The organism is Propionispira arboris (assembly GCF_900109225.1).
Lineage (GTDB): Bacteria > Bacillota > Negativicutes > Selenomonadales > Selenomonadaceae > Propionispira > Propionispira arboris.
Genome location: NZ_FNZK01000001.1, coordinates 153,597 through 177,847, shown reverse-complemented (window position 1 = coordinate 177,847; position 24,251 = coordinate 153,597). Strand labels below are relative to the sequence as shown.

Sequence of the window (24,251 nt, the reverse complement as noted above, 5' to 3'; positions counted from 1 at the left end):
GCTATTTAAATTATTATTGCTGACCTCTTAATGTTTTACCTGCAGCACGCATCAGCAGCTGCATTTTAGGCGGGGGAACTTCTAAAGACGGTTCTTGCGGTATCGATATCTCCTTATTAGACATTTCAGATTCTACTGTTGTTTGCTGCATCGGTTTATCAACTATAATTTTTTTTGGTTCAGATACAGCAACCGCTTTTTCCCCATCTTCATATATTTTTTTCTGTTCCAACGGCTCTACAACAGCTTGTTTACTCTCAGCTTGCAGAATTTTTTGATTGTTTTTATGTTGATCTTCAGCTGCGGTTTGAACCTGTATTCCTTGCTGATTTATTAGGTGTTCACCCGTCTGACTCGTTGAACTATGATAAACACTATTCCAGCCAACAGCAATGATAATCCCCGCTGTCATAACGGCCGTTACAGTTCTAACCCAAAAATAAATTCGCGTAATCCGGCCTGTTTTTGTTTCTTGCGCCCGCTGCAGTTCAGCTTGGGCAAGCATCATATTCAAGTCACCTTTTATTTCATTTTCCTGATCAAAGGACTGTTCTGCTTTACCCAGCCATTCCTTAGCGGCTGTGACATGTTTTTTCATGCCTTTTTTCTGATCCGACATCGTATCACCCCTAAGCAAACATCCTACTTAATATATTCCATCATTCATGGCATATTGACACGAATGAAATTTCCGTAAAAATGAACGATATATGGGATAACATGAATTATACTCGGTATTCCATCTCTTAACAGCCTATTTGCTCGATTATACAAATATTTATGCATTTATCGCCATTGCTGCATCAGTTTAGACAGCATTCCCCGCACGCGACGGATACCCGCCTTTTGCAGCCGATAAACATGGGTTGTACTGACCGAAAGGGCTTGCGCCACTTCGCGCGGTTCCTGATTATCCAAATAAACACTGCTTAAAACCATCTGTTCTTTTTGTGGTAAGCGCTCCAAGGCACTTTTGAGCTCATCCACCAGAAAATTAGTCTCTGCCTGCTGCATAACACTCGCAGCGTTATCAACAATATTTTCGATATTAAAAGTTTCCATTCCATCTGCCGAGACAGTATTTTCATTATAAACAAAATCAAAGCTATTTTCTTTTTTGATGTAATTTAACATTCTGCCACGAATACGATGCAGCGCATATAAACTAAACGCCACACCACGTTCATGATCATATTTTTCTACCGCCTCAATAAGTCCTACGGTGCCTTCTTGAATAATATCCATGATATTACTCAGCCGGCTAAATTGCATTGCAGCTTTGAAAACCAGTGGCTGATAGGATTCAATTAATATCCGTCTGGCATCCATATTCTGCTTAATTTTACATTCACTCCACAATTCCATCTCGCGGGGTAAATCTAAGATCTCAATTTTCTTTAGTTCTTGCAGATATTCTTGGAGTTCCATGCCTATCACCTCACCGTTTTTCATTAAAAAATCTGTTTAAAATTTAATTCGAGCCTCAATACCAACACTATAATTATTATCCTGATTGACATCACTGGTCAAACTAATACGATTATTTAAATCATATTGTATGCCTATTTTATACAGATTGCGTGTAATCCCAGTTGTATATTTCAGCATGAATTTATCACTTAGATATTTACCAATCTCAACGTTATAAATTTCCCGATTAGCAGTATTATTGCTTTCAGTCGATGACAGCGTATCGCGCACAACTTTGAATTCATCAACACTCAAAGCATTCCTCAGCGTTGCTTCCACTTCGCTCAAAAAGCTCATCTGCAAACCAACATCAAGAATATTTGCCAACTGATCTTTGCCCAAATTATTGTCTGTACCATGGGATTGATAATTGCTGCGAAGAGTCAACAGCTGCAAAATTTCCGTTTCACTCATCGATGGATCTGAGCTCAGCTTGACACTCATCGTTTCCGCGGGACCATCTACTACCAGATAAACCTTAGTTCTGTCAAGTTTTGTATCGGCTTCAAGATGAATGCTTGGCAGAAGTGAATTGACTTGATTGAAATAAGCCGATGCTTCATGAACTTTAAACGATGTTTTAAGATAGCTGACCGTACCGCGAATCGCTGAAATTTCACCTGAAGTCTGTGGGTGTACTGTAGTCCCGGCAAACTTAGCCTGTCCTTGCAGCATGAGGTCATAGAGAAAAGAATTATAAAGATGAACTCTTTTACCTAAATTCACGCTAATATCCAAAATAGCTGGTGGTAGTTCGGTTGTACCATTCGGCATCGCCGGAATATTAATCGTACAATCGGCCAAATCAATGTTACCAGCAATTTTAGGCATTTGCCTGCCAAATCTTTCACCAGTTGACAATGTAAGCTGACCGGTAAGCGGACCTTTATAAACTGCACTATCTAAATCAAGTTGATTCAAATTGAGAGTGAAATCATAATTAGCCAAACCACCGCCTGTGATCAAAGTCGAACCACTCAAATCATAAGACCCTTTACCCATCACACCACTAAATTTTTTAACATTCAACTTGTCATTGATAAATTCAAAATCAGCCTCTATATTTTGCACTGGTTTGCCAATACCTTTAAATTTCATTGCACCATTAGGAATCACAATGGAACCATTAATAAATGGATGTGCGACTGTTCCCGTAATTGTAACGCCGCCCTTCGTCGGCCCCATAGCCCACTCAACCTGTGTAGTCAAAAATGGCAGAATACTTAAATCAGCTTGATCCAATGATATTTTAAGATTCATCTGCTGATTTGGATCCGGCATTTCCCATGGTTTTGAGGTCAAAGCCACAAGCGGTACCATGCCATAAGCAGAGGCTTTGTACTGTCCTTTTTGAATAAGCAGCTGATTTACATTCACTATACCATTTTTTAAATTAAATAGACCCTTCATTGCATCAAATGTTGCAACGCCAAGGCCCCCGCCTTCAATATCAATTGATACATTGGCTTCGGGGTTACCTACAGTACCACTAAATTGCGCTTCCAGATCCAAAGCTCCGGTCGCCGGCAGTTGTGAGCCCATCAAATGCATTAAAAGTGCCGCATCGATTCTTTGTGCCGAGAGCTGTGCATCTATTGGTCCATCAAGATCAATTGTGCCCGCTGCCCGGAGAATGCCTAAACCTTGTTCTCCATAAAACTTATGAATCGTAGCCACTCTATTTTCCAGTTCAATGTCAAGAGAGATATTGCTAAGCGGATAGCCTTTTAATGTGCCTGATCCCATAGACCCAAGCAGTCTGACATGCGGATTATCTACGGTACCACCAAGATCAATTGTACCATTCAACTTGCCATCAACCCATTCATTTTTCAGGTTTACCATAGCCAAAATCGCTGCTAAATCAGCATTTTCCACCGTAAGTTTACCCTGGAGTGTACTCGTATTTAAATTTGTACTTCCTTGCAGCGCAAATGTACCGCCAGATTGATGAAATGTAAATGACGTAAGATTAATTATCTCATTGCTATACTCTATATGTCCATTGATATCTGTGAGATCTTGTCCATTTAAGCTCAGTTCACTTGATTGCAGTAACCCATTAAAAACGGGTGAATCAATTGTACCTTGCAGCTTACCCACAAATTGTGCCGTACCAGAAACAGGATAAGGCATATGCAAATTTAATTTATCGAAATGTATATCATCTGCCCGAATATCAAAATCAAGATGATTATCACGGTCTGCTGTTCCGTTTAAATGCAAATTAACATTTGGCGATGTGATATAAAAATCCTTAAATGTAGTAATTCCATTTTTTCGTTCATATTTCCCATCAGCACCACTAATCAACATGCCCCGGTAGCTGCCTTCATAAAAATGCAGGCTCCCCACAGCTTCTATATCATTAAGTGTTCCCGTAAGGTGAACTGTATTATCAATATTACCGGTTATAGTTTGTCCAGGTGCAATAAGTGCCGCAAGATCTTCCATGCGAGCCCCTTGCGTGGCAATTGTCAAATCCAAATGTCGGTTGCCGGTAAAGCCAACAATTCCATGGGCAGTATGTGTTATCTGTCCATTGTTTTCCATAGTGAATTCTTTGACAAAAACCCCATGTAAACTTCCTGCTGCACTACCATGCAGTGTTTGATATGGCTGATAAAACAATTGACCGTTTACTGCCGAAAAATCTAATCTAATTTTGGGATCATCAAAGCTCCCTTTAACATGCCCTGAAAAATCCGCTGTACCACTGGCATTAATCTCTGGATTTAATTTAGCCAATAATGTCAAATCAACCTTTGATCCATAAAAATCTAAATCCAATGTCTGTCCTTTAATGGTGCCGGAAGCTCCAATTTCACCCTGAGGCAATATAAGACTCAGTGAATCAATTGTAATCTGGTCACCGGTTTTATAAAAGCTTGCATCCATTCTTTGGAAAGGATTGTTTAAATAAAAACCGTTTTGTATAGATGCGCTCCCGTAAACCAACGCCTGATTCAGATTACTGCCTTCTCCACTAATACCGACATCAGCTGTAATCCTGCCTGAAACACCAGGAATAAATTCCTGCAATTGATTAGCATCAATATTTTCCATTTTCAGGTGGGCATTGTAGGTTTCATTGCCTGAATCATATTGTCCTTGTGCTGTAACATTACCACCAAATACCTGTCCTTCAAAGGCATCAATAAATACAACATTTTTCGCAAACTTCACTTTTGCCGTTGCATTTTCAAAATGATATCCATAAGCTTCAGCCGATTTGATTTTTAACTGACCATCCGCTAGCGGATCAGCCAATGTACCAGCAATATTCATCGTAAAAGCAACATCGCCGTGAAAGGGAATATTCGGCAGCACAGTACTCGGATCAAATTTTTCTGATTCTGCGATCAGATTCATATATGAATCCATTCCATCCATGTTGACTTTACCATGCAAAGCAAGTTTTTGATCTGCTATAACCGCATTACTAAATACCAGCAAATCTTTTTCATTAAATACAAGTAATGCATTAATATCTTCAATATCCGTATTCATAGCATTTACGGACCCGCCACTAAGTTCAACTTCTCCATTGACGGTATAATCATCAATGTTTTTGACTTTCAGCAGTGTAACATTCACTGATTTTAAAACACCTTTTTTAATCGTAATTCCTAAATCAGCCGGTAAAAACTGCGTGTAATTTTCAACATCAAAATCACCGCCATTAATACTAACGGCCTGGTGTGCTCCCCCCAAAGTACCTGAAACATCAGCATGACCCGTTTCATCGGCGAATGCCGCTTTAAAACTGACCGCCGGCTGGCTGGCAAAATTAAGTTCACCATTGATTTCCGTAAGCTTTAGTGTTTTCCCATCTATTTTTCCGGTTACCATGGCATCTTCAATATAGACTTTACCCGCAAAATCATGCGTAGTCTGCTGGTTCTCACTTATAATATCGGAATAGTTCCATGTACCATCTGCATTTTGTTCAAGCAGAACGTTCGGTTTTATAACGGTAACTGACGCAATTCCTTTAAGCGGCGCAGCTTGAAACATCAGCCATGGATCGAAATTCACCTTCATGGAATCCGCTGTTACAAGTACTGCTCCAGTTTTATCATAAAGCGTAATGCCACCTGCCGTCATTGAATGAAATGAATCTATCTGAATTTGATCAAATTTCAATTTCGTTCCTACTATTTTCACTGCTTCTTGCGAAACCAACTCGCCTGCGGTTGTCATAAATGATTGCGATTTGCTATACCAATAACCACAGAATCCAACAAGCACCACGAATATGGTTATAATTCCTATTATAATAAACGGCTTATGCCTCACTGTCTTTCCCTCCAAGCTAAACTAACCATAAAAGGGTATCTTCGACATGAACCTGCTGCCTTCCTGTTAATCAGTAGACATTTCTATTATACGCACTGTTTCTTTGAAAAAACTTTGTCATTTCTAGTAAAATGCAGGACCATAGTTTTATTTTAAGGGTAAGCTCATATTATCCATCGTATCGATAATAAAAAGCAGGACAGAAGCTTAATGATTGCCCTGCTTTTTATTTAAACATGCTTGAACATCTTACTTATTTTGTGTTTTGTCTGTTGAAACCACCTTATTATCATTGTATTGACTAACATCAAGATCTACCTGTATACCCATTGCTTTATCGAGTGTGGCTTTACTTGTATTATAATCATATAATGTTTGAATATAATTGGTTTGTGCTGTCGTTAATGCTACTTGTGCATCAATAACATCAATATTGGTCCCCACACCGGCACTATAACGTACCTGGGCTATTTTATAATCTTCCTGAGCTTGTGCGACAGCTACTTTTGTTGTCTGAATATTTTTTTCAGCGGATATCATACTGAGATAGGCCGTGCGCACTTCCAATTGAATCGTATCGAGTTGTTGATTTGCTGCAATTTCTGCTTTGTTTTTTGCAGCTTCCGCTGTTTTTATTTGTGAATTTGTTACATTACTATCAAATAAATTCCAGCTGGCCGAAACACCAATCCCCCATTTATCCGTTTTATCACCAAATGCCTTTGTATCATCGATTGTGTCACTTGCTACTAAATTTACTTGTGGTTTCTGACCTGCCTGGGCAACTTTTATAGAAGCTTCAGCCTGTTTAATTGCTTTGACAGCGGAAATTCCATCAGGGCGATGCTGCTGAGCATAAACGATACAATTGTCTAAAGAAAGATCATATTTTTCGTATTTAAGTTCGTCACGGATCATAACATTCGTGTCAAGTGGAAGTCCTATAACATTATTGAATGTGGATACGGACAAATCATAATCATTCTGTGCTGTAACCAAACTTTGCTGGGCATTTGCGAGTTCAACCTGGGAACGAAGTACGTCCGACTTGGCAACTGTCCCAACTGCGTATTGCGCACTGACATTTTTCAAATGTTCCTGCAATTTATCAACAGAATCTTTATCGACTTGAACCAGGTTACGATTTTGCAAAATCGTAAAATAATCTTTCGTTACCGTAAGTTTTACAGTTTGTTTGGTGTTTTCGAGATCAAGGGCTCCAACATCAATGCCAATTTCGGCTTTTTTTATGCTGCCTTCAATTTTACCACCACTATAAATCGGTAAAGAAGCACTTAGCGTGTTGGAAAAATCTCGATCCTTGCTCGATCCAGAATAATAATTCCCACCAATTTTCTCAGCTGTTGAACTCCATGACAAGGAAACTCCATTGCTGCCTTTTGCTTCTTTCAATGCCCATTTTGCGGTTTCAGTATCAGATAAAGATTGTTGAATATCCTTATTGTTTTTCAAGGCAAGTTCAATGCTTTCATCCAATGTCAAATCCACGGTATCCGCAGCCAAAGCCACCCCGCTAGCCAAAGACATGGTCATAAGTCCGCCTAATACCATAGCTGTTAATTTCTTCTTTACACTATATTTATTCACGCTAAAAATCCTCCTAAAATTATCTTCATTTTATATATTTTATGTTAAAAGGTGCGGCGTATCCCAAAATACGTGACACGCTCAGCACTTTTGTTGACATTATTTGTTTGTCCAACTAAATACGTATCCGGCATAAATTCATATTGTCCTCTGAATTTCAGCCTTATATCATTTGGATCATAGGCATCAAGGGAAAATTTCAATTTATCATTTATATAGCTATCTACTCCTATACCAACTTTACTATCGATGATGCCAACTCTGCCTGCTAAGGTATCATTTCCTGAGCCAAGCTGCAAATTGGTTTGGTCATCTCCACCAATATCATCTACGCCCAGCAGTAAAAATTGATTTGGGCTGGTCGAAACTTTCAAATCAAAATTCGTCATCCATTGGTCTTTACCACCACTGTATAAAAAATCAATACCGGGTTCTGCTGTAATATTAGAAACTTGGCTCATCATGGTATCGGCACGGGCTGTGACATTTTTGGCACTGGCCAAAATTGTTTTAAGGTCTTGAGCCGTTTGCGGATCTGCAACTACCGGTTCCAGATTTGCTGCCATATTTTCAATGCGGCGGCTTGTACTGCTAAGATTGACAATGGCCTGCCGCATTTGCTCGGCAGTCTGACCATCTCGCGAAAAATCTCGAATCATTCTGTCCATTCCATCGGCAGCACTTTTTGCACTTTGCGACATCATACTGAGATTTGTTATCATGACACGCAAATCTTGTTCATTATTCACTGCCATTCGCTCCATCACGATACTCATGTGATTAAAATTATCTGTCATAGTCTTAATATTTTTTGCTGACTCTATCATTGAATTTTTAACTTGTTCATTCCCCAAAACATCATTTAATGATTTAATTAGTGTTTGCAATTCATCAAGCGTTGTTCCGGCATTGGCCATTAAATATTCCATGCCTCGTTCATCCACCCCTTGCACTACAGCACCATCTAATAGATAGGTATCACTTTCCATATCACCAGGCAATATATTAATGAATTTTTCTCCCATCAACCCATCACCACTGATTGTGACCAGCGCGTGATCCGGAATATTAATTCCAGGATTGATATGCAGCTTAACCCTTGCTCCTAAGCCATCTGCCTCAACAGTTTTCACACTACCAACCGTAACTCCGGCATAACGAACAAAAGCCGCAGGTTTTAGACCATTGACCTGTTTAAATAAAACTTGTATATGATATCCTTTTTCACCGCCAAAGCTAAATCCGCTTAAATGGATAACGATAAATGCTAATAATGCCAGTGAAATTAGTGTAAATGCACCAACTTTAGCTTCTGTCGACATGCGTCTGCCTCCTCTTTATTGGCTTAATTGTTCCATGGATGAATTCTCTGACCCTTAGATCTTGAGAATTTTTAATACCATCTACATCATCAATAGCAATCAGTTCACCATCATAAACCATGGCAATTCTGTCTGCTATATGAAAGGCACTATTCATATCATGCGTAACAACAACCGATGTAACCCCTAAGACTTGCTGCGTATTGACAATAAGTTCATCTATTTTTGCTGCCATAATTGGATCAAGTCCCGAACTTGGTTCATCATACAAAACAATTTCCGGTTCAAACGCAATCGCGCGTGCCAGGCTGATACGTTTTTTCATACCACCGGATAATTCATTCGGCATCATTGCCTCAAAACCTTCCAGCTCAACCAACTTTAATTTTTCCTGGACCACTTGCTGAATTTTTTCAGAAGTAAATTTTGTATGTTCTTTAAGACCAAAGGCAACATTATCGCCAACGGTCATGGAATCGAACAGTGCTGAATATTGAAATACCATTCCCATATTGAGGCGAATCTTATCTAAATCAATTTCAGGAAGCTGGGAAATTTCTGTATCTTTAATCCAAACTTCACCACTAGTTGGCTGCAAAAGGCCAATCATCAATCTGAGCAATGTACTCTTCCCTGAACCACTGGCACCGATGATAGCCAGAGTCTCCCCTTTTTCGACATTTAGATTTATGTTATGCAAAATAATTCTTCCATTAAATTCTTTATTTACATTCTTTAAATGAATCATAATCCACCTCTATCGATACAGTATAAGCGACATAAAACAATTTGAAATAAAAATCACAATAATTGCTCCTACCACGGATTGTGTCGTCGCTTTACCAACACCTTCAGCGCCATTCGGTGCATTAAGTCCATAATAACAACCGATCACTGCAATCGCAGCACCAAAAAACACGGACTTTATCAGACCACCTGTAATATCATGTACCACTGTAAAAGTAGTAATTGATTGTATATACATCGCCGAACTGATATTCGCGTAATATGTAGATATGATCCAACCGCCAAATGTTCCAATCACATCACCACAGATAACTAATAAGGGCAGCATTAGCATGCAGGCAATCACTCTGGGCACGACCAGGTAGCCAATCGGATTGGTGGCCATAACTTTAAGAGCGTCTATCTGCTCTGTTACTTTCATCGTACTGATTTCAGCCGTAATGGCAGCACCCACTCGTCCAGCCGCCACAACGCCGGTCAATACCGGTCCTAGTTCCCTGGCCACACCAATTGCAACGATCCCACCGATTGTGGATTGTGCACCATAACGGATGAATTCATTCGCTGTCTGCAATGTAATAACCATTCCCGTAAAAAGCATTGTCAATGCCACAATTGGTAAAGTGTCCACACCAAGGCTCGCCATCTGACGTAAAACATGTTTACCGCGGGGAACATGTTTTAATTGATAAAAAATCTGTCCAATTAAAATGATAACAGCGCCAAAGCCTTCCATGACATTTATAACACGGCTGCCTACTTTCTCTAAATAATGCATAAGCATGTTTATCTGACTCCTTCGACAAACAAAATTCCTCGTGACAGTCTTTTGAAACTTCCGTGAAAGCTCTTTCGAAAAAATCACTCACCGAAGTACTATTTATTGTATCAGTATTATTTATAATAGTACATATTAGTTTACTATTTTTTTGAATAATATTCAAATTTTTTTTACAAAGCGAAAAAGAGAGATGAAATATTTTTTTTCATCCCTCTACCATTAGTTCTTTTTTCCTATTACTTGAATTGAAGTTTTAATTATATTATCAATAATATAATTTGTATCAAATTTTGCTGGTAAGTCAGCTTCCGGTTTATCCAGTTTTGTTTTTTTATTTTCTATATTAACCTGGTCATTTGGTTTTATTTGATCCAATTGAGCCGATTGTTTTATAGCCGCTTCGATAGCAGCTGCCTGCTGAACTTCATTAAGCATTGGAGCCGCCGGACTAATAATAATTTCATTGTTTTTATTTGCTTTCATAAAGGCGTCTAACTTCTCGGACAATGGCTGCATTTTATCTTCTTCCGGACTTAAATCAAGACCTTGCTGCTGCATAAGAAGTTGTGCAACCGGCACCAGCCCACCACCACGAATTTCTAAAGTAGTCATCCCTGCCGGCTGGTTTTTTGCAATTTTATAAGGCACGATTAGAGTTTCTGCCGGTTTCCGATACGGCTTAATTTGAAGTTTTACATTAACCGTTTCACCCTGTTTTACTTTTTGTTTTTCAGGAACCGCTTCAATAATGGATGCTGTCCGACGATTTGCATCAACTTTTATGTTAACTTTAATGCCAACAATATCTGTTTCACCCATTGTATTCGTACAAAGAAGGTTTAACGCCTGATAAATTTCAGTAATTGAAAGTTGCCCTACATCTTGAGGACTATAGTACATATTCGATCGTTTTATAACTCCGCTGTCAACGGCATTGGTCAAAATCTCAAATTCTATTTTAGCTGTGCCGGTGCCAGCACGATCAATGGTTTGATCAATCGCATTGTAAACAACCGATGCAGCCAGCGATGAAGCCAATTCTTCATCATATGCAAGTTGTACTGCATAAGTTTGATGACGATTTAACTGCAGGTCATCCACATTAATTTGTATGGGGATAACACTTGGATATCTGCCAATGATACCAGCGACACCAGCTGAACGATCCTGATTAATCCGTCCCACTAAATTACCGGGAGCACCAACTTTAAATCCCGTATTATCTCCACTCGCCGTTGTGATAATATGAGCATCTGTCATAAAATAATTGACATTACCTTTGCGTAAAAAGGGATGTCCAAAGGCAAGGACTCTGCCATTATCGAGAGCAGTAACTGTACCGATTGCCGCTACGCTAAGGTCCCCTCGAACCACCTCAACGCCGACTGAGCTTCCCGGTTCAAGCGTTACAGTTTCACCTTTACCTTCATATGACCCTACTGCATAAGGAACCAGATTATAAGGAGCCATCTTTTCTTTCAAAAGGTTTAGTCCTGCATCCGTGAATCCCGATACCATCAAAGGGGTCATAAGTGGTTTACTTTTTTCTGCTGCAACCGCCGCCTGCGTCGTTGTTACTGTATTTTTCGAAGCCGTTTTTATATCTGTTTTATTATCTGCGGATAAAACGGTTGGCGGTTGTTTTAAATTCACTTGTTGAATCATCGTTTTATTTTTTAGATCTGGCATATCCCAAATTTTCATCATATCATGAATCGGTGTAATAATGCAGGTACGATTGTTAATTTCTTTCCAACCACCTGATACTGCACCAATCAGTTTATCGTCAATATATACAGGGCTGCCGCTCATCCCCTGAAGAACTCCACCTGTTTTATCAATAACGGGACCGGATGCAATCGCAATAATTCTGCCATCGCTGTCTTTGCCGGCATCAATAACACCCGTGATTTCAATATCAAATGTATCAATCGTTGTTCCTTCAATAACCGTTTTTGCAATTCCATGCATACCAGCCTGGATTTGATCTGTTCCCATTATTTCCGGCATTGCTGCTGCCTGGCTCCAAGGGAAAAAAACGATGATACAAAACGATACCATATAAATTTTTATGAACTTTGTCAAATATTTCACCTCTTTAGTTTCTCGATCCTGTTAGTTATTTCGCAATTCGAACTACAACTTCGCCGCTTTTCACGTTATCACCAGGCTTCACTAATACCTGCTGCACCGTCCCTGCTGTTGTAGCACGAGATGCTGCCGCTGAACCGGTAAGTGTTGACACCCGAACGAGTTCACTGCCTTCTGTCACAGCTTGCCCTACCGGAACAGTCCAGGTAACCTGTCCTGTCAAAGTCGTTTTTTCATCTATCATTGAAGCGGCCGCGGTAAGTTGCGCAAGCCCAAGTAAAACACAGACTAAAACTATAGCTATCAGCTTTTTTTTATGGAGCATAATCAGCCCTCCCCTTTCGTCTCGTACCTTTATCCCTGCTGAAATTATAAACAAGTATATTTAAAGCAGGTTTACTTTCATTATAACCGATTCATCCGTAATAGCAAGATTTATCCATCGCTTTTGTACGAACACGCTCCTGTATCACAACAATACTTCCCTCGCAAAAATTTATTTTTTTATTACAACTAAGGCTGCACCAACTTTACGTTCGCTGCCATCAGACGGGCTATTAATAATCGTACCACCAATGACCATTTCACTGGATCCCCCACCATCAAAGTTAATTGCATCAACTGCACCAAAGTCCTTCATCAGCTGCCCCATTTCATTCAAAGTGCAACCGATACTGCTGCTTTGTCGACCATCGACCACAAATAAAAGCACATGTTTATTTTTGGTAATTCCTACTGCAGTACGGGGAGCTCGACCGCTTGCCACATCACCGCCAAATTGTTCCTGCTGTGCCGTTACATTTACAAGACCATTTTTAACCAGAGTTGGGCCAACCCCAAGAATTTGTTTTGCCATGTTCCAGGGTGATCCAATATCTTCTTTTATTTCCATACGATCGCCAATTTTTACCGATGCTAGTGCATCCTTCGCTGTTCCATGTGCTGAAACAATAATTGTTCCCGGTAAAATTGGTGAGTTTGCCTGTTTTATATCAATTACTTTATTGTTCTTAACCGTGTATTCAATTCCGTATTCATTTGTCATCGTCGAATCGTCATAATAAGAATTGTAAATCGTCAGACCATTTTCGCCGCGTTCGCAGTTCACGCCTGCTATAGGTAAAATTATTCCCTTACTTGACACTGTACCAGTATAATCGACTACACCAGCAACCGGCGTACCATCGGGCATGATTCCAAAAGCGCTGCGAGGTAAATAGGTAGTGCTGACAATTGTTGAGTCAATCTTCGTAAGTCCTAAAAGTTCCCCGTTTAAAGCAAAGTATGAGGCGTTAACAGCCGCAATGGCGTTTGTATCATCTGATATCCCGCCAACTGTTTCACGTCCGCTGATTTTTCCATTTGCAATTGCCGGGCGTAAATTATAAAGAGCCGGATCTACATCCAAAATATGTGCCGTAAGCATCCCTAAATCATTATTTCGAACATAAGTAGTGTGAATCAGCCCTGGTGCAACCTCATCTATTTGTTTACTTTCATAATTTTTACTGATATCGATAAAAATCCGCTGTGGTCCCTGTAGTGTTTTTACAGTGTAGGCAGCTGCTCTCTTTAACTCAATAATCGTCCGAAAACCTTGATTATTTTTACTGAATATGACAGATTTAACGAGACTGTCATTTATATCTAAGTTCGCCAGATCAGTATGATTCACCGTAGCCGGAAAATCCAAAATCAAGCGAGTTCCATTGTTTTCCGTTGAAACTTTGTAATCAGGAATAACATCAACATCAAAAACAATCCTAACAGCAGCGGGCCCTGCACTAAAACGAATTCCATTAACATTTCCCTGAACACCTGCTGCCGAAGTAACCGCCGTTTGCACTAAAAACAGCAAAACTACTACTAAAGCTGTTAGATTACGATATGCGAATTTCATACTAAACCACTTCCAATCAAATTTTATTGCACTATACAAGGAATTAAAAAATTGTCGCTTTGTTTGACAGCCTGACCAAAAAGGACGATGGGCATTAATCCATATTTATCTTATTCAAAAAAAAGAATACAGAGTCAGGCTGTGCCTGACTCTGTATTTATTATAATTTATTTGTTAGAAAGTGACAACTGCTTATACATCATATCTGCTAAACCAACACCACCAGCATTGGCCATTTGCTTGGTGAGTTCTGTATCCATCATGGATTGCATGATTTTTTCACCATTCGATGAACCAAACAATGGATTATCCGGTACTGTTTCCCGCATTTTAGTGTACATCAAATTTAAATACATCGCTTCGAAATCTTTACAGGTATCACGAAGTTTCTTATCGTCTTTCGCTGCTGTTGTCACTTGTGTCTGTGCTTTTTTTAACTGATCGGAAAATGTAGTATCTTCCGCGACCGTTTGCGCACTCTGAAAGCTGTTGAAGCCCGACTGAGCACTAATTCCATTTATCTGCATAAATAATACACTTCCCCTTAAATGATTTGAAGATCTGCATGAAGAGCTCCCGCTGCCTTGATTGCCTGTAAGATTGATATGATATCACGTGGTGTTGCACCAACAGCATTCAGTGCACCAACGATATCATTTACATTGGCCGTGGCCTGCAAGACAATGGTATTGGCCTTATCTTCTTTCACGGTTGTCGTTGTATTTGAAGTCTTAATCGTTTCCCCTAAGGTATATGGTGCTGGCTGTGTCACATCCGTATTTTTTTGAATCGTAATATTCAAGCCGCCCTGAGCAATTGCGATTTCATCAACACCTACATTACCGCCCATTACAATCGTTCCAGTTCGTTCGTTGACAACAACTTTCGCAATATTATCTGTTGTTACATAAAGATCTTCCAGGTCCGCAACAAAACCAACAACGTTCCCCCGATAATAAGGCGGAACGGTAATGTCGACCCGTCCTGGATTTGCAGCACTTGCCACGCCCCCGTAACGAGAATTCACAGCGGCTGCTACCCGTGAAGCTGTGGTAAAATCCGGTTGACCAAGCGACAGAGAAATAGTTCCACTATCACCGAGTGAACTTTCCACTGTTTTTTCCACGATAGCACCATTTGGTGTCATCCCCACGGTAGGGAAGTTTTTCTGCTGGCTGCTTGCACCATTACCAGCAGCAAATCCGCCCGTTGAAACGGCTCCCTGCCCTACAGCATAAACTTGACCATTTGCCGCTTTTAACGGGGTCTGCAAAAGTGTTCCGCCTTGAATACTTTTTGCATCGCCCATTGATGACACTGTCATATCTATTGTATCCCCTTCACGGACAAAAGGCGGCAGAGTAGCCGTGACCATAACAGCAGCCACATTTTTTGTTTTCAAGGATGATGCCGTAATATTTACGCCAAATTCTTTCAGCATATTTGCTACGGATTGCAATGTTTCAAGTGTTTTATTTGAATCTCCTGTACCTGATAATCCGACGACAATTCCATAGCCCACGAGCTGATTGGAACGAACGCCCTGGACCTTGGCAATATCCTTAATTCTGCTGCTGACTACACTCGCTGCGGCAAAAGCCGTACTAAACGACAGAGACAAGACGATCAATGTCAAAATTGCTATAATTTTAGATAGTTTATGCATAGTTACCTCCATCAGATATTAAAATAATATATTTAATACCTGCGTCAAAATACCCTGACGTTGTTTTGCATTAAGTGGACCTTTTCCATCAAATTTAAGAGTAGCATTCGCCACCAGGTTCGATGGAACTGTATTATTTGATGTTACATCATCTCGGCGAACAATACCATTCAAAGTAATTTTATGTTCATCTTTATTTTGCCAAATTGATTGTGTTCCTTCGACGACCATGTTGCCGTTTGGTTGTACTTCTTTAACCGTAACAGACACATTACCCGTGACGCTGTTATTTGCACTAGCGGCACCATTTGCTTTAAAGCTGTCTGAACCAGCAGCTGAGGCTGCATTCAAAAATGTAAAAATCCCCACTCCGGCACTTAAGCTTTGGCTGCCTGATTTTGAGTTGGTATCACTTTTCGTTGTACTTGTTTTTGTTGATTCACTGATCACAATCGTAAGAATATCACCGACATTTCTTGCCTTATGATCGGCAAATAAATTCATTGCCCCATTATCGACCCAAAGCGACTCTGCTGCTGCAGACTGGATATTCGCAAAAGTCAAACTTCCCAGAACGACACAAAAAACCAATATATTTTTAATCCATTTATCCATTACTATCACCCGTTTTCATTAAGCTGCTACTTGGACCGTATCAGCATCAATAACTGTTCCGCTAACGATTTTTTTCGTAACGGTATTACGAACGCGAATAACCTGCCCATTTTTACCATCTTGCAGAGCAATGCCTTGCGTTTGCACGTTTGCCTCACCTATTTTAGCGGTAATATGAATCATACTTCCCGTTTTAAGAATCACTGGTTTATCGAGCATAGATTCCTCTATAACAGTACCACTATTTGTCATCCGTTTCATAATAAAGCCAATTGGTTTCTTACTATCCGTCATATACCCAGCCATCAAGGCACTAACTTCTTTTTTTTCGACATGAATATCATCCGGTGTCACTAATTCTCCTGCAGCCATTGCACGATTCGTCACCACCACAGATTCATACATATGAACTTTCGCGCGAAAAAATGCTTTTTTATAGGGCTCTCCATCAATGTTCACCCAAATATAAACACTAGTTGGCACAACAGATTTCACCCCCAAAGGTATCGACAAGTCATAAGATATTGTCCCCATTGGCACTCTCATGGGTTTAGGAACTGTTAAAACTTCGAGTGTATATTCCCGTTTATCCTGCTGTGATTTAAGTTGATCCGTGATCGCTTTTTGACCCATTTGAGAAAATATTTCACTGGCAATCGTTTGTGAATCGGTACTAATTGCAATCGTATCGGGAATAGTCCAAGAAATATCATCACAGTTGACACCAGAAGATCGTGTCCTGAGTTCAAAAACACGTGATGATAAAAGTATCTTCTGCCCCGGTACAGGAATAGTTCCCAGCTTCATAGCACTTAATTCAGCCGCACGATTTGCATCATCACAACTGATTTGTGCAATATCCCCCAACAAAATTTCCGATTTAGAAATCGTCACATTATCATAAACCGAAATCACTGCTGGTGCAGCCGCCAAAACTGTTGCTGTTGAAACAAAACATACCAGACTGATGCACAAAATACAAAATTTTTTAATCATAATACTTATCGTTTAAGACCATTAGCTACTTCCAGCATCGAATCTGATGTTGTGATAGCCTTCGAATTCGTTTCATAAGCACGCTGGGCGATAATCATATTTACCATTTCTTCCGCAATCTGTACATTTGACATTTCCAACGAGTTTTGTACAAGTTTTCCTGCGCCATCTTCCCCCGGGTTCCCCACAATTGGATCACCTGATGCTGCCGATTGTTCAAACAAATTATTGCCAATGCTCATAAGCCCTGATGGATTTACAAATCGAGCCAGTGTAATTTGTCCAACTTCTTCAGGAGTCGTAGTCCCAGCTGCTTTAGCTGAAACACGCCCATCTGCTGCAATCGTAATCGTATCACTCGGAGCATTTTCTGGTATATAAATTTCTGGTTCCAGCGGGTACCCTTCCGTTGTAACCAAACGACGGTTTTCATCAAGTTTCAACGACCCGTCACGTGTATAACCAAGAGTCCCGTCGGGCATTGTAATCTGTAAAAAGCCTTCACCATCGACCATTACATCTGTTGGATTGTCTGTAGTCTGATTATTCCCCTGCGTAAAAATACGATTCGTAGCTGACAAACGAGCTCCATGTCCCATTTGCAATCCACCTGGATACTGCGTATCTGCGCCACTAGGTGCACCGGCCTGACGTAAAGTCTGATACATAAGATCTTCAAACTCAGCGCGTTGTTTCTTGAAACCGGTTGTATTCACATTCGCTAAATTGTTTGCAATAACATCCATGTGTGATTGCTGCGTTCCCATACCCGTTGCAGCTGTCCAAAGTGCTCTCATCATAATAGCAAAACTCCTATCATTATATATGTGTTTCTTTAGTTTTACATTCCACTAAGGACCAAAAAAGCTTTATTTTTTTAAATAAAACCTTATGATCCTGTTCTTACTTTTATTATCGTAAAAAAACAGAAAATCTTAAGTCCTATTTTTTTAAAAAAACAGATTAAATTTAAAGAAAGCGAAAAAAGAAAGTTCCTCTAAACTTTCCTTTTCCGCTTTCTTTCATTCGTTTATAAGCGTCCGACTTCATTTACAGCCTTATCAAGCAGGCTGTCCTGTGTCGTCACTGATTTTGAATTTGCTTCATACATTCGGTAATTATTGATCAACTGCACCATTTCAGATACAACATTAACATTCGATTTTTCCAGTACACCTTGCGATACGGTTCCCGTCGCCGCGGTCGGCTGCGCACCTTGCTGAGGAGAAAATAAATTGTTTCCTTCTTTTAAGAGTGCACGCCGATCTTGAAAATCAACGAGTTGCAATGTTGTCAGCGGTTGATTGTCTGCATAGACCTGACCATTCGCACCAAATGTAAGTTTTGCATTTTGCGGCAATGTAACTGGTCTATTATTATTATCAAGAACAGCTTGTCCATCAACCGTCACAAGCTGACCTGTCTCCGAACGATAAAAATTACCATTACGTGTATATCGATTCCCCTGCGGTGTATTTACGACAAAATAGCCTTTACCAGATATAGCTAAATCATAAGGGTTCCCTGTTGTTTGCAATGCACCCTGATCTTGAATGGTTGCAATTTCAGATACTTTCGAACCTCGTCCCAGCGGACCAACAACAGGCGCTTCCGAACCAATACTGAAACCCTTAATCGAAGTTGCATTATTTTGTTTATCATTGATTCGATGTAATAATATAGCCTCAAACTCTTCACTTACCATCGTATCTTTTTTATAACCTGTCGTATCTACATTGGCCAAATTATTTGAAATTGTATCTGTTCGCAGCGATTCTGTAATCATCCCACTGGCTGCTGTATATAAACCACGTAACATTTAATCATACTCCAATCTATTCGTTCATTTCGGTAAGACTATATTGCTACGTGCCAGCCTTACCCTTTAAAGTTATTTGTTCTCAATGAAGTTAATCCATCTTCGATTTTATCCATCGAATCAAGAGCCTTACCTGTTCCAAGAGCTACGCAAGATAAAGGATCTTCCGCTAAATACGTAGGTATGCCGGTTTCATGCTGAATGAGTTTGTCCAAACCAAACAGCATGGATCCTCCTCCTGTCATAACAATACCACGGTCCATGATATCCGCGGATAGTTCCGGTGGTGTATCTTCGAGTACTTTTTTGACACATTGTACAATACGGTTTACTGGTTCATCAAGGGCTTCACAAGTTTCATTAACAACCATTTTAATTGTTTTCGGCAATCCTGAAAGTAAATCGCGGCCACGAACATCAAAAGACCCTTCACGGGCATTACGGCTGGCGGAACCAATCGTAATCTTAATTTCTTCGGCTGTACGTTCACCGATCATCATGTTATATTCTTTTTTGACATAACGAATAATTGCCTCATCAAATTTATCGCCGCCAATACGTAGCGATTCACTGATAACGATACCGCCTAAACTAATTACCGCAATATCGGTTGTACCGCCACCGATATCAACAACCATTGAACCATACGGTTCAGAAATTTCAAGTCCGGCACCAAGTGCTGCTGCTAAAGGTTCTTCAATCAAATATGTCTTACGGGCTCCAGCCTGGACAGCCGCTTCTAAAACAGCTCTCTTTTCAACAGTCGTTACGCCAGATGGAATACAAATCATAATACGAGGTTTAAACATGAAATTTTTGCCAGCAACTTTTTCAATAAAATGCCGCAGCATGCTTTCCGTTGTGTCATAATCAGCAATAACACCTTCGCGCAATGGACGGATTGCTACAATATTTCCCGGGGTTCGGCCAATCATTCGGCGAGCTTCTTCTCCAATTTCAAGAACTTTATTTGTATCTCGGTCAATTGCAACAACAGAAGGCTCTCTTAGTACGATTCCTTTGCCTTTTATATAAACTAAAACATTGGCGGTTCCTAAATCTACCCCAATATCCATTGACATTCCAAACATATGATTTATATTCCCCTTCCAAAATGATCTATTCCTAGATTTTTTTCCTACTTTATTATACACTATTGCATAATAGATTGCGTGGATTTTCCTTTAAATATTTATGCAATGTAAAATATTTTTGTCACTTTTATTAATATATAATAAATTAGAAGGGTTGACAATAGAAATCTAGTTTGTGTTGCCAAAAATACAGCATCTTGCTCAAACATAAAGATATCATTCTAAAGACAAGTAATTTTAACTAAAAATTAAATCATATACTAACTTTATCGTAAAAAAAAGATAAAACTTAATAGCCTAAAAAAAATTGAGCTATTGGTCTTAGACCTAAAGCTCATAAAAGAATGGAAGAATACATAATGAAAAATGTTTTAAAAAAAGATATGAAACCAGATATGCTATTAAAAACAGAACAGTTACATGAAATAGTCCATCCACTTTTACGCTGGTATCACAACCAGGCTCGTATACTTCCGTGGCGTGAAGATCCTACACCCTACCGCGTATGGATTTCTGAAATCATGTTGCAGCAGACTCGTGTGGAAGCGGTCAAACCATATTTTGAACGTTTTCTTACTGCCTTGCCGACTATAAAGGATTTAGCGGATGTGCCCCTTGATTCACTATTAAAATTATGGGAAGGTTTAGGCTACTATACCAGGGCCCGTAATCTGCAAAAAGCTGCCCAGCAAATTGTTGCTTGTTTTGGCGGGACTATGCCAAATGACTATAATGATCTTTTAAGTTTACCGGGAGTTGGTCGTTATACAGCCGGTGCAATCAGCTCAATTGCTTTCGGTCAAACTCGCGCTGCTGTTGATGGAAATGTATTGCGGGTAATTAGTCGAATCCTTGCGTATCATGAAGACATTATGTCTGCTAAAGTCAAGCTGGCCATCGAGCAAAAGCTGGAAAATATTTTACCCGCAGCACAGGCAGGCGATTTCAATCAAGCTCTCATGGAACTTGGTGCAATGATCTGCCTGCCCAAAACAGCTGCAAAATGTCCGTTATGTCCCCTAAAGCAGCTTTGCCTTGCTATGGCCCAGAATATTGTCCCAGATTTGCCTGTAAAAAAAGCAAAAAAGGCACGTCGAATTGAAAAGCGAACCATCTTGTTATTTGTCGAATCAGGTCGAACGGCACTAATGAGGCGACCAGCTGCTGGATTACTCGCCTCGATGTGGGAATTTCCGAATCTCGACGGCCATGTTTCGGAAAAATCCGTGCTTCAATACGCACGCAGCCTCGGTCTCACAGTAAAGAGCATCACAATTCTCCCTATCGCCAAACATGTTTTTTCACATGTAGAATGGCATATGATCGGCTATCAGATTAATCTGAACCCCGCCAGAAACATTGCTGAAACAAAAGCTGCTTATGATACCACACAAGTGCCTCCCCTGCCTCAGTTGCATTGGGCAGCCAAAAATGAGCTTCATACCGATTATGCCATCCCAACTGCATTTAAAGCCTATATTGATATTTTTACAAAATAATTTTATGAAGTTAATTGTCATCGTGCCTGCTGCTTAGTAAACGCGATTCTTTATAATGAACATATTATTTTACCAATTACAAATCACCGATTTTTTCTTCCATATTACACAGGATTCTATAATGTTAATATTTATTGAATTGCTGTCTTGCTTGTTTTATCGCTGCCACGAATACTTTTGCTGCCTGCGTTACCTTTTGATAATCTCCATCGTTGCTATGCGCTTTTGTGATATAACTGCCCACGCCAACAGCAACGCAGCCAGCAGACAGCCATTCACCAACATTCTCAGGGGTCACACCGCCGGTTGGTACAAGTGCCGCTTGCGGCAATGGACCATTCAATGTTTTTACATAATTGCTTCCAAATAGATCAGCTGGGAAAATCTTTACAATATCCGCACCCGCTTGAATAGAATTGAAAATTTCCGTTGGTGTTAAAGCCCCGGAAATAGTCACAATTTGATAATTATTCGCAAACTCAATCATCTTTGGATTCAAATTTGGGCTGACTAACAATTGAGCACCTGCTAAAACAGCAGCCGCAGCATCTTCTGAAGTAAGAACGGTACCAGCGCCAATAACAATTCCTGTTTTACTATATTCTTCTGTTAATCGTTTAATAGCCGTCAATGCATTCGGAACAGAAAATGTAATTTCAAGTGCTTTTGCGCCACCCTTAATTGCAGCTTTAGCAATTTGATAAGCATCTTCTGTATCTGATGAACGGATAATCACTACCATTCCACCATCTGTAATTGTTTTTAAAATTTCAAATTTTGTCCACATACGTATACATCATCCTTTTTTATAAATAGAAAACTCCCTAATTTTAATGCAAGTTATAATACGTTAATGTTTCTTGAATTTTCTCATCGATTTCTGCGTTAACAGCACTCACTGGAGAACGTGCAGATCCTACATTGATTCCAGATAAAGTCACAGCACGTTTAATAACAGACGGTGTGGTCCCGAGTTTCAAAACCGTTCGCAGTTTTTCAATTTCATCTTGATTTTTTTGTGCCTGTACCAAATCACCTTTTATAAAGTTCCGATAAATAGCTACATCAATGTCTGTCAGCAAATTACTGGTTGCCGCAATTGCACCAGTTGCACCAATTTGAAGAGCCTTTAGTATAAGTGAATCCGACCCTGATAATACAGAAAAATCCTCGCCCTTACTTACATTGATATAAGCTTCGATATTAGAAATATCACCACTGCTGTCTTTGATTCCGACAATGTTCTCTATTCGGGCTAATTCACGTACACTTTCCGGAGCTATATTAATTCCCGTATTTTTCGGGATATTATAGAGAACAATTGGCATATTTACCTTGGCAGCAATACATTTATAATGCTCTACCAGCTCATTTTGTTTAATTGGTACCAAAAAAGGCGTAATAATTGATAGTGCATCTGCTCCGACTTTTTCCATCCGTTTCGATAATTCAATAACGTGTTTGGTACTATTGCCCCCAGTACCTACATAAACAGGCACACGTTTATTCACTACCTTGACAACCATTTCTGTAAAATCGATTTTCTCATCGTCATTCAGAACATGAAATTCCCCATTGGTTCCCAAAATAAATATTCCGTCTACACCTTTGTTGATTAATTTGTTTATCAACTTTTGTGCAGCATCCTGATTGATGTTTTGGTTTTCATCAAATGGTGTAACCATCGCCGTAATAATGCCTTTTAACTGCATTCCGTTCAGCTCACTTTCCTTGAAGAATAGATTTCCCCAACGCACCACCTGGATGCCATTTTATATATTGTTCCAAATTTAATCCTTTTTCATATTCCAAAATCACACTTAGACATTGTAAAACGATGATTTCTGCCAGAATAGAAGTACGCGGTGGCTTATTTAAAATATCGCCTTCTACTTTAACACCAGCAAACAAAGTCACATCGGCCTGTTTTGCCAGCCAAGAATTTTTGTTTCCAGTGACTGCAATAATCTTAGCACCATTGTTTTTTAATGTTGTTATCGTCTGTTGCAGTTCTTTCGTTTCGCCGCTATTACTGATGGCAATAACCACATCACCTGCAGCTACTTGTCCTGCAGATCCATGCACGGCCTCTGTTCCATGCAATTCATAAGCCGCAGTCCCCGTTGATGATAGAAGTGATGCAATATAGCCAGCCACATGCCCTGGTTTTCCAATACCCGTAACGTGGACACGATTTTTATTTTTCTCAGCTTCAATAATTAGCTTTTTTCCCAAATCAATGGCTTCCATATCCAGTTCATCGGCAAAACTATAAACTTCACCGATGGAAATTTTCACATATTCTCGTAGTGCTTTTTTATTTTTTAAATCCATATATTTTTGC

At 39.8% G+C, this 24,251-nt stretch carries 21 protein-coding genes; 1 reads left to right on the top strand and 20 read right to left on the bottom strand.

Features of this window, described 5'->3' with window-relative positions:
• Positions 1–13: 13 nt before the first annotated feature.
• From BMY14_RS00785 to mreB, 17 genes are all read right to left on the bottom strand, one after another.
• Entirely contained in the window at positions 14–619 is a 606-nt protein-coding gene (locus tag BMY14_RS00785) for a hypothetical protein (RefSeq protein WP_091828384.1), read from the bottom strand.
• A 167-nt stretch (positions 620–786) separates the two neighbouring features.
• On the bottom strand, positions 787–1,428 hold the full coding sequence (locus BMY14_RS00780) for a sigma-70 family RNA polymerase sigma factor (protein ID WP_091828383.1): 642 nt from the start codon (positions 1,426–1,428) through the stop codon (positions 787–789).
• Between the two features lie 36 nt (positions 1,429–1,464).
• Positions 1,465–5,769 (bottom strand): translocation/assembly module TamB domain-containing protein, encoded by a 4,305-nt coding sequence (locus tag BMY14_RS00775; protein WP_091828382.1) that lies wholly within the window; start codon positions 5,767–5,769, stop codon positions 1,465–1,467.
• 249 nt (positions 5,770–6,018) lie between these two features.
• Positions 6,019–7,377, bottom strand: a complete 1,359-nt coding sequence (locus BMY14_RS00770; protein WP_091828381.1) for a TolC family protein — start codon at positions 7,375–7,377, stop codon at positions 6,019–6,021.
• 44 nt (positions 7,378–7,421) lie between these two features.
• Positions 7,422–8,699, bottom strand: coding sequence for an MlaD family protein (locus BMY14_RS00765; RefSeq protein ID WP_091828380.1), 1,278 nt, complete (start codon positions 8,697–8,699; stop codon positions 7,422–7,424).
• The gene (locus BMY14_RS00760; protein ID WP_019551863.1) at positions 8,683–9,447 is read right to left on the bottom strand and encodes an ABC transporter ATP-binding protein; all 765 of its coding nucleotides are present in this window, start codon (positions 9,445–9,447) and stop codon (positions 8,683–8,685) included. Before BMY14_RS00760 ends, BMY14_RS00765 begins: the two co-directional genes overlap by 17 nt.
• A gap of 9 nt (positions 9,448–9,456) precedes the next feature.
• Entirely contained in the window at positions 9,457–10,230 is a 774-nt protein-coding gene (locus BMY14_RS00755) for an MlaE family ABC transporter permease (RefSeq protein WP_091828379.1), read from the bottom strand.
• A gap of 216 nt (positions 10,231–10,446) precedes the next feature.
• Positions 10,447–12,312 (bottom strand): SpoIVB peptidase S55 domain-containing protein, encoded by a 1,866-nt coding sequence (locus BMY14_RS00750; protein ID WP_091828378.1) that lies wholly within the window; start codon positions 12,310–12,312, stop codon positions 10,447–10,449.
• 34 nt (positions 12,313–12,346) lie between these two features.
• A complete protein-coding gene (locus tag BMY14_RS00745) occupies positions 12,347–12,643 on the bottom strand; it encodes a biotin/lipoyl-containing protein (RefSeq protein WP_019551860.1) in 297 nt (98 codons plus the stop codon).
• A gap of 171 nt (positions 12,644–12,814) precedes the next feature.
• Complete coding sequence (locus BMY14_RS00740; RefSeq protein WP_091828377.1) at positions 12,815–14,218, bottom strand: phosphodiester glycosidase family protein; 1,404 nt, start codon at positions 14,216–14,218, stop codon at positions 12,815–12,817.
• Positions 14,219–14,385: 167 nt separating this feature from the next.
• A complete protein-coding gene (locus BMY14_RS00735; protein WP_091828376.1) occupies positions 14,386–14,745 on the bottom strand; it encodes a rod-binding protein in 360 nt (119 codons plus the stop codon).
• Positions 14,746–14,762: 17 nt separating this feature from the next.
• Positions 14,763–15,884: a flagellar basal body P-ring protein FlgI gene (locus tag BMY14_RS00730; RefSeq protein WP_091828375.1), complete on the bottom strand. Its 1,122-nt coding sequence runs from the start codon at positions 15,882–15,884 to the stop codon at positions 14,763–14,765.
• Between the two features lie 18 nt (positions 15,885–15,902).
• Positions 15,903–16,499: a flagellar basal body L-ring protein FlgH gene (locus tag BMY14_RS00725; RefSeq protein WP_019551856.1), complete on the bottom strand. Its 597-nt coding sequence runs from the start codon at positions 16,497–16,499 to the stop codon at positions 15,903–15,905.
• An 18-nt stretch (positions 16,500–16,517) separates the two neighbouring features.
• On the bottom strand, positions 16,518–17,495 hold the full coding sequence (gene flgA, locus BMY14_RS00720; protein WP_091828374.1) for a flagellar basal body P-ring formation chaperone FlgA: 978 nt from the start codon (positions 17,493–17,495) through the stop codon (positions 16,518–16,520).
• A 5-nt stretch (positions 17,496–17,500) separates the two neighbouring features.
• Complete coding sequence (flgG, locus tag BMY14_RS00715) at positions 17,501–18,295, bottom strand: flagellar basal-body rod protein FlgG (protein WP_091828373.1); 795 nt, start codon at positions 18,293–18,295, stop codon at positions 17,501–17,503.
• A 230-nt stretch (positions 18,296–18,525) separates the two neighbouring features.
• Positions 18,526–19,314 (bottom strand): flagellar basal-body rod protein FlgF, encoded by a 789-nt coding sequence (gene flgF / locus BMY14_RS00710; RefSeq protein ID WP_091828372.1) that lies wholly within the window; start codon positions 19,312–19,314, stop codon positions 18,526–18,528.
• A 59-nt stretch (positions 19,315–19,373) separates the two neighbouring features.
• Positions 19,374–20,405: a rod shape-determining protein gene (gene mreB, locus BMY14_RS00705; RefSeq protein WP_019551852.1), complete on the bottom strand. Its 1,032-nt coding sequence runs from the start codon at positions 20,403–20,405 to the stop codon at positions 19,374–19,376.
• Between the two features lie 362 nt (positions 20,406–20,767).
• On the opposite strand from mreB, the gene mutY reads away from it, so the two are divergent.
• Positions 20,768–21,907 carry an A/G-specific adenine glycosylase gene (mutY, locus tag BMY14_RS00700; protein ID WP_091828371.1) on the top strand — a complete coding sequence of 380 codons (1,140 nt, stop codon included), beginning with the start codon at positions 20,768–20,770 and terminating at the stop codon, positions 21,905–21,907.
• Positions 21,908–22,031: 124 nt separating this feature from the next.
• Here the strand turns inward: mutY and BMY14_RS00695 are convergent, their stop codons facing one another.
• From BMY14_RS00695 to BMY14_RS00685, 3 genes are read right to left on the bottom strand one after another with little or no spacing between them, the layout of a single operon-like run.
• A complete protein-coding gene (locus tag BMY14_RS00695; RefSeq protein WP_091828370.1) occupies positions 22,032–22,694 on the bottom strand; it encodes a bifunctional 4-hydroxy-2-oxoglutarate aldolase/2-dehydro-3-deoxy-phosphogluconate aldolase in 663 nt (220 codons plus the stop codon).
• Positions 22,695–22,737: 43 nt separating this feature from the next.
• Entirely contained in the window at positions 22,738–23,619 is an 882-nt protein-coding gene (gene dapA, locus BMY14_RS00690) for a 4-hydroxy-tetrahydrodipicolinate synthase (protein ID WP_091828369.1), read from the bottom strand.
• 10 nt (positions 23,620–23,629) lie between these two features.
• A complete protein-coding gene (locus BMY14_RS00685) occupies positions 23,630–24,241 on the bottom strand; it encodes an SIS domain-containing protein (protein WP_091828368.1) in 612 nt (203 codons plus the stop codon).
• Positions 24,242–24,251: the final 10 nt, after the last annotated feature.

Coding starts and splice junctions, on each gene's coding strand:
- BMY14_RS00785 (WP_091828384.1), bottom strand. CDS start 619: ATGTCGGATCAGAAAAAAGGCATGAAAAAACATGTCACAGCCGCTAAG.
- BMY14_RS00780 (WP_091828383.1), bottom strand. CDS start 1,428: ATGGAACTCCAAGAATATCTGCAAGAACTAAAGAAAATTGAGATCTTA.
- BMY14_RS00765 (WP_091828380.1), bottom strand. CDS start 8,699: ATGTCGACAGAAGCTAAAGTTGGTGCATTTACACTAATTTCACTGGCA.
- BMY14_RS00760 (WP_019551863.1), bottom strand. CDS start 9,447: ATGATTCATTTAAAGAATGTAAATAAAGAATTTAATGGAAGAATTATT.
- BMY14_RS00755 (WP_091828379.1), bottom strand. CDS start 10,230: ATGCTTATGCATTATTTAGAGAAAGTAGGCAGCCGTGTTATAAATGTC.
- BMY14_RS00745 (WP_019551860.1), bottom strand. CDS start 12,643: ATGCTCCATAAAAAAAAGCTGATAGCTATAGTTTTAGTCTGTGTTTTA.
- BMY14_RS00740 (WP_091828377.1), bottom strand. CDS start 14,218: ATGAAATTCGCATATCGTAATCTAACAGCTTTAGTAGTAGTTTTGCTG.
- BMY14_RS00735 (WP_091828376.1), bottom strand. CDS start 14,745: ATGCAGATAAATGGAATTAGTGCTCAGTCGGGCTTCAACAGCTTTCAG.
- BMY14_RS00730 (WP_091828375.1), bottom strand. CDS start 15,884: ATGCATAAACTATCTAAAATTATAGCAATTTTGACATTGATCGTCTTG.
- BMY14_RS00725 (WP_019551856.1), bottom strand. CDS start 16,499: ATGGATAAATGGATTAAAAATATATTGGTTTTTTGTGTCGTTCTGGGA.
- flgA (WP_091828374.1), bottom strand. CDS start 17,495: ATGATTAAAAAATTTTGTATTTTGTGCATCAGTCTGGTATGTTTTGTT.
- flgG (WP_091828373.1), bottom strand. CDS start 18,295: ATGATGAGAGCACTTTGGACAGCTGCAACGGGTATGGGAACGCAGCAA.
- flgF (WP_091828372.1), bottom strand. CDS start 19,314: ATGTTACGTGGTTTATATACAGCAGCCAGTGGGATGATTACAGAATCG.
- mreB (WP_019551852.1), bottom strand. CDS start 20,405: ATGTTTGGAATGTCAATGGATATTGGGGTAGATTTAGGAACCGCCAAT.
- mutY (WP_091828371.1), top strand. CDS start 20,768: ATGAAAAATGTTTTAAAAAAAGATATGAAACCAGATATGCTATTAAAA.
- BMY14_RS00695 (WP_091828370.1), bottom strand. CDS start 22,694: ATGTGGACAAAATTTGAAATTTTAAAAACAATTACAGATGGTGGAATG.
- dapA (WP_091828369.1), bottom strand. CDS start 23,619: ATGCAGTTAAAAGGCATTATTACGGCGATGGTTACACCATTTGATGAA.
- BMY14_RS00685 (WP_091828368.1), bottom strand. CDS start 24,241: ATGGATTTAAAAAATAAAAAAGCACTACGAGAATATGTGAAAATTTCC.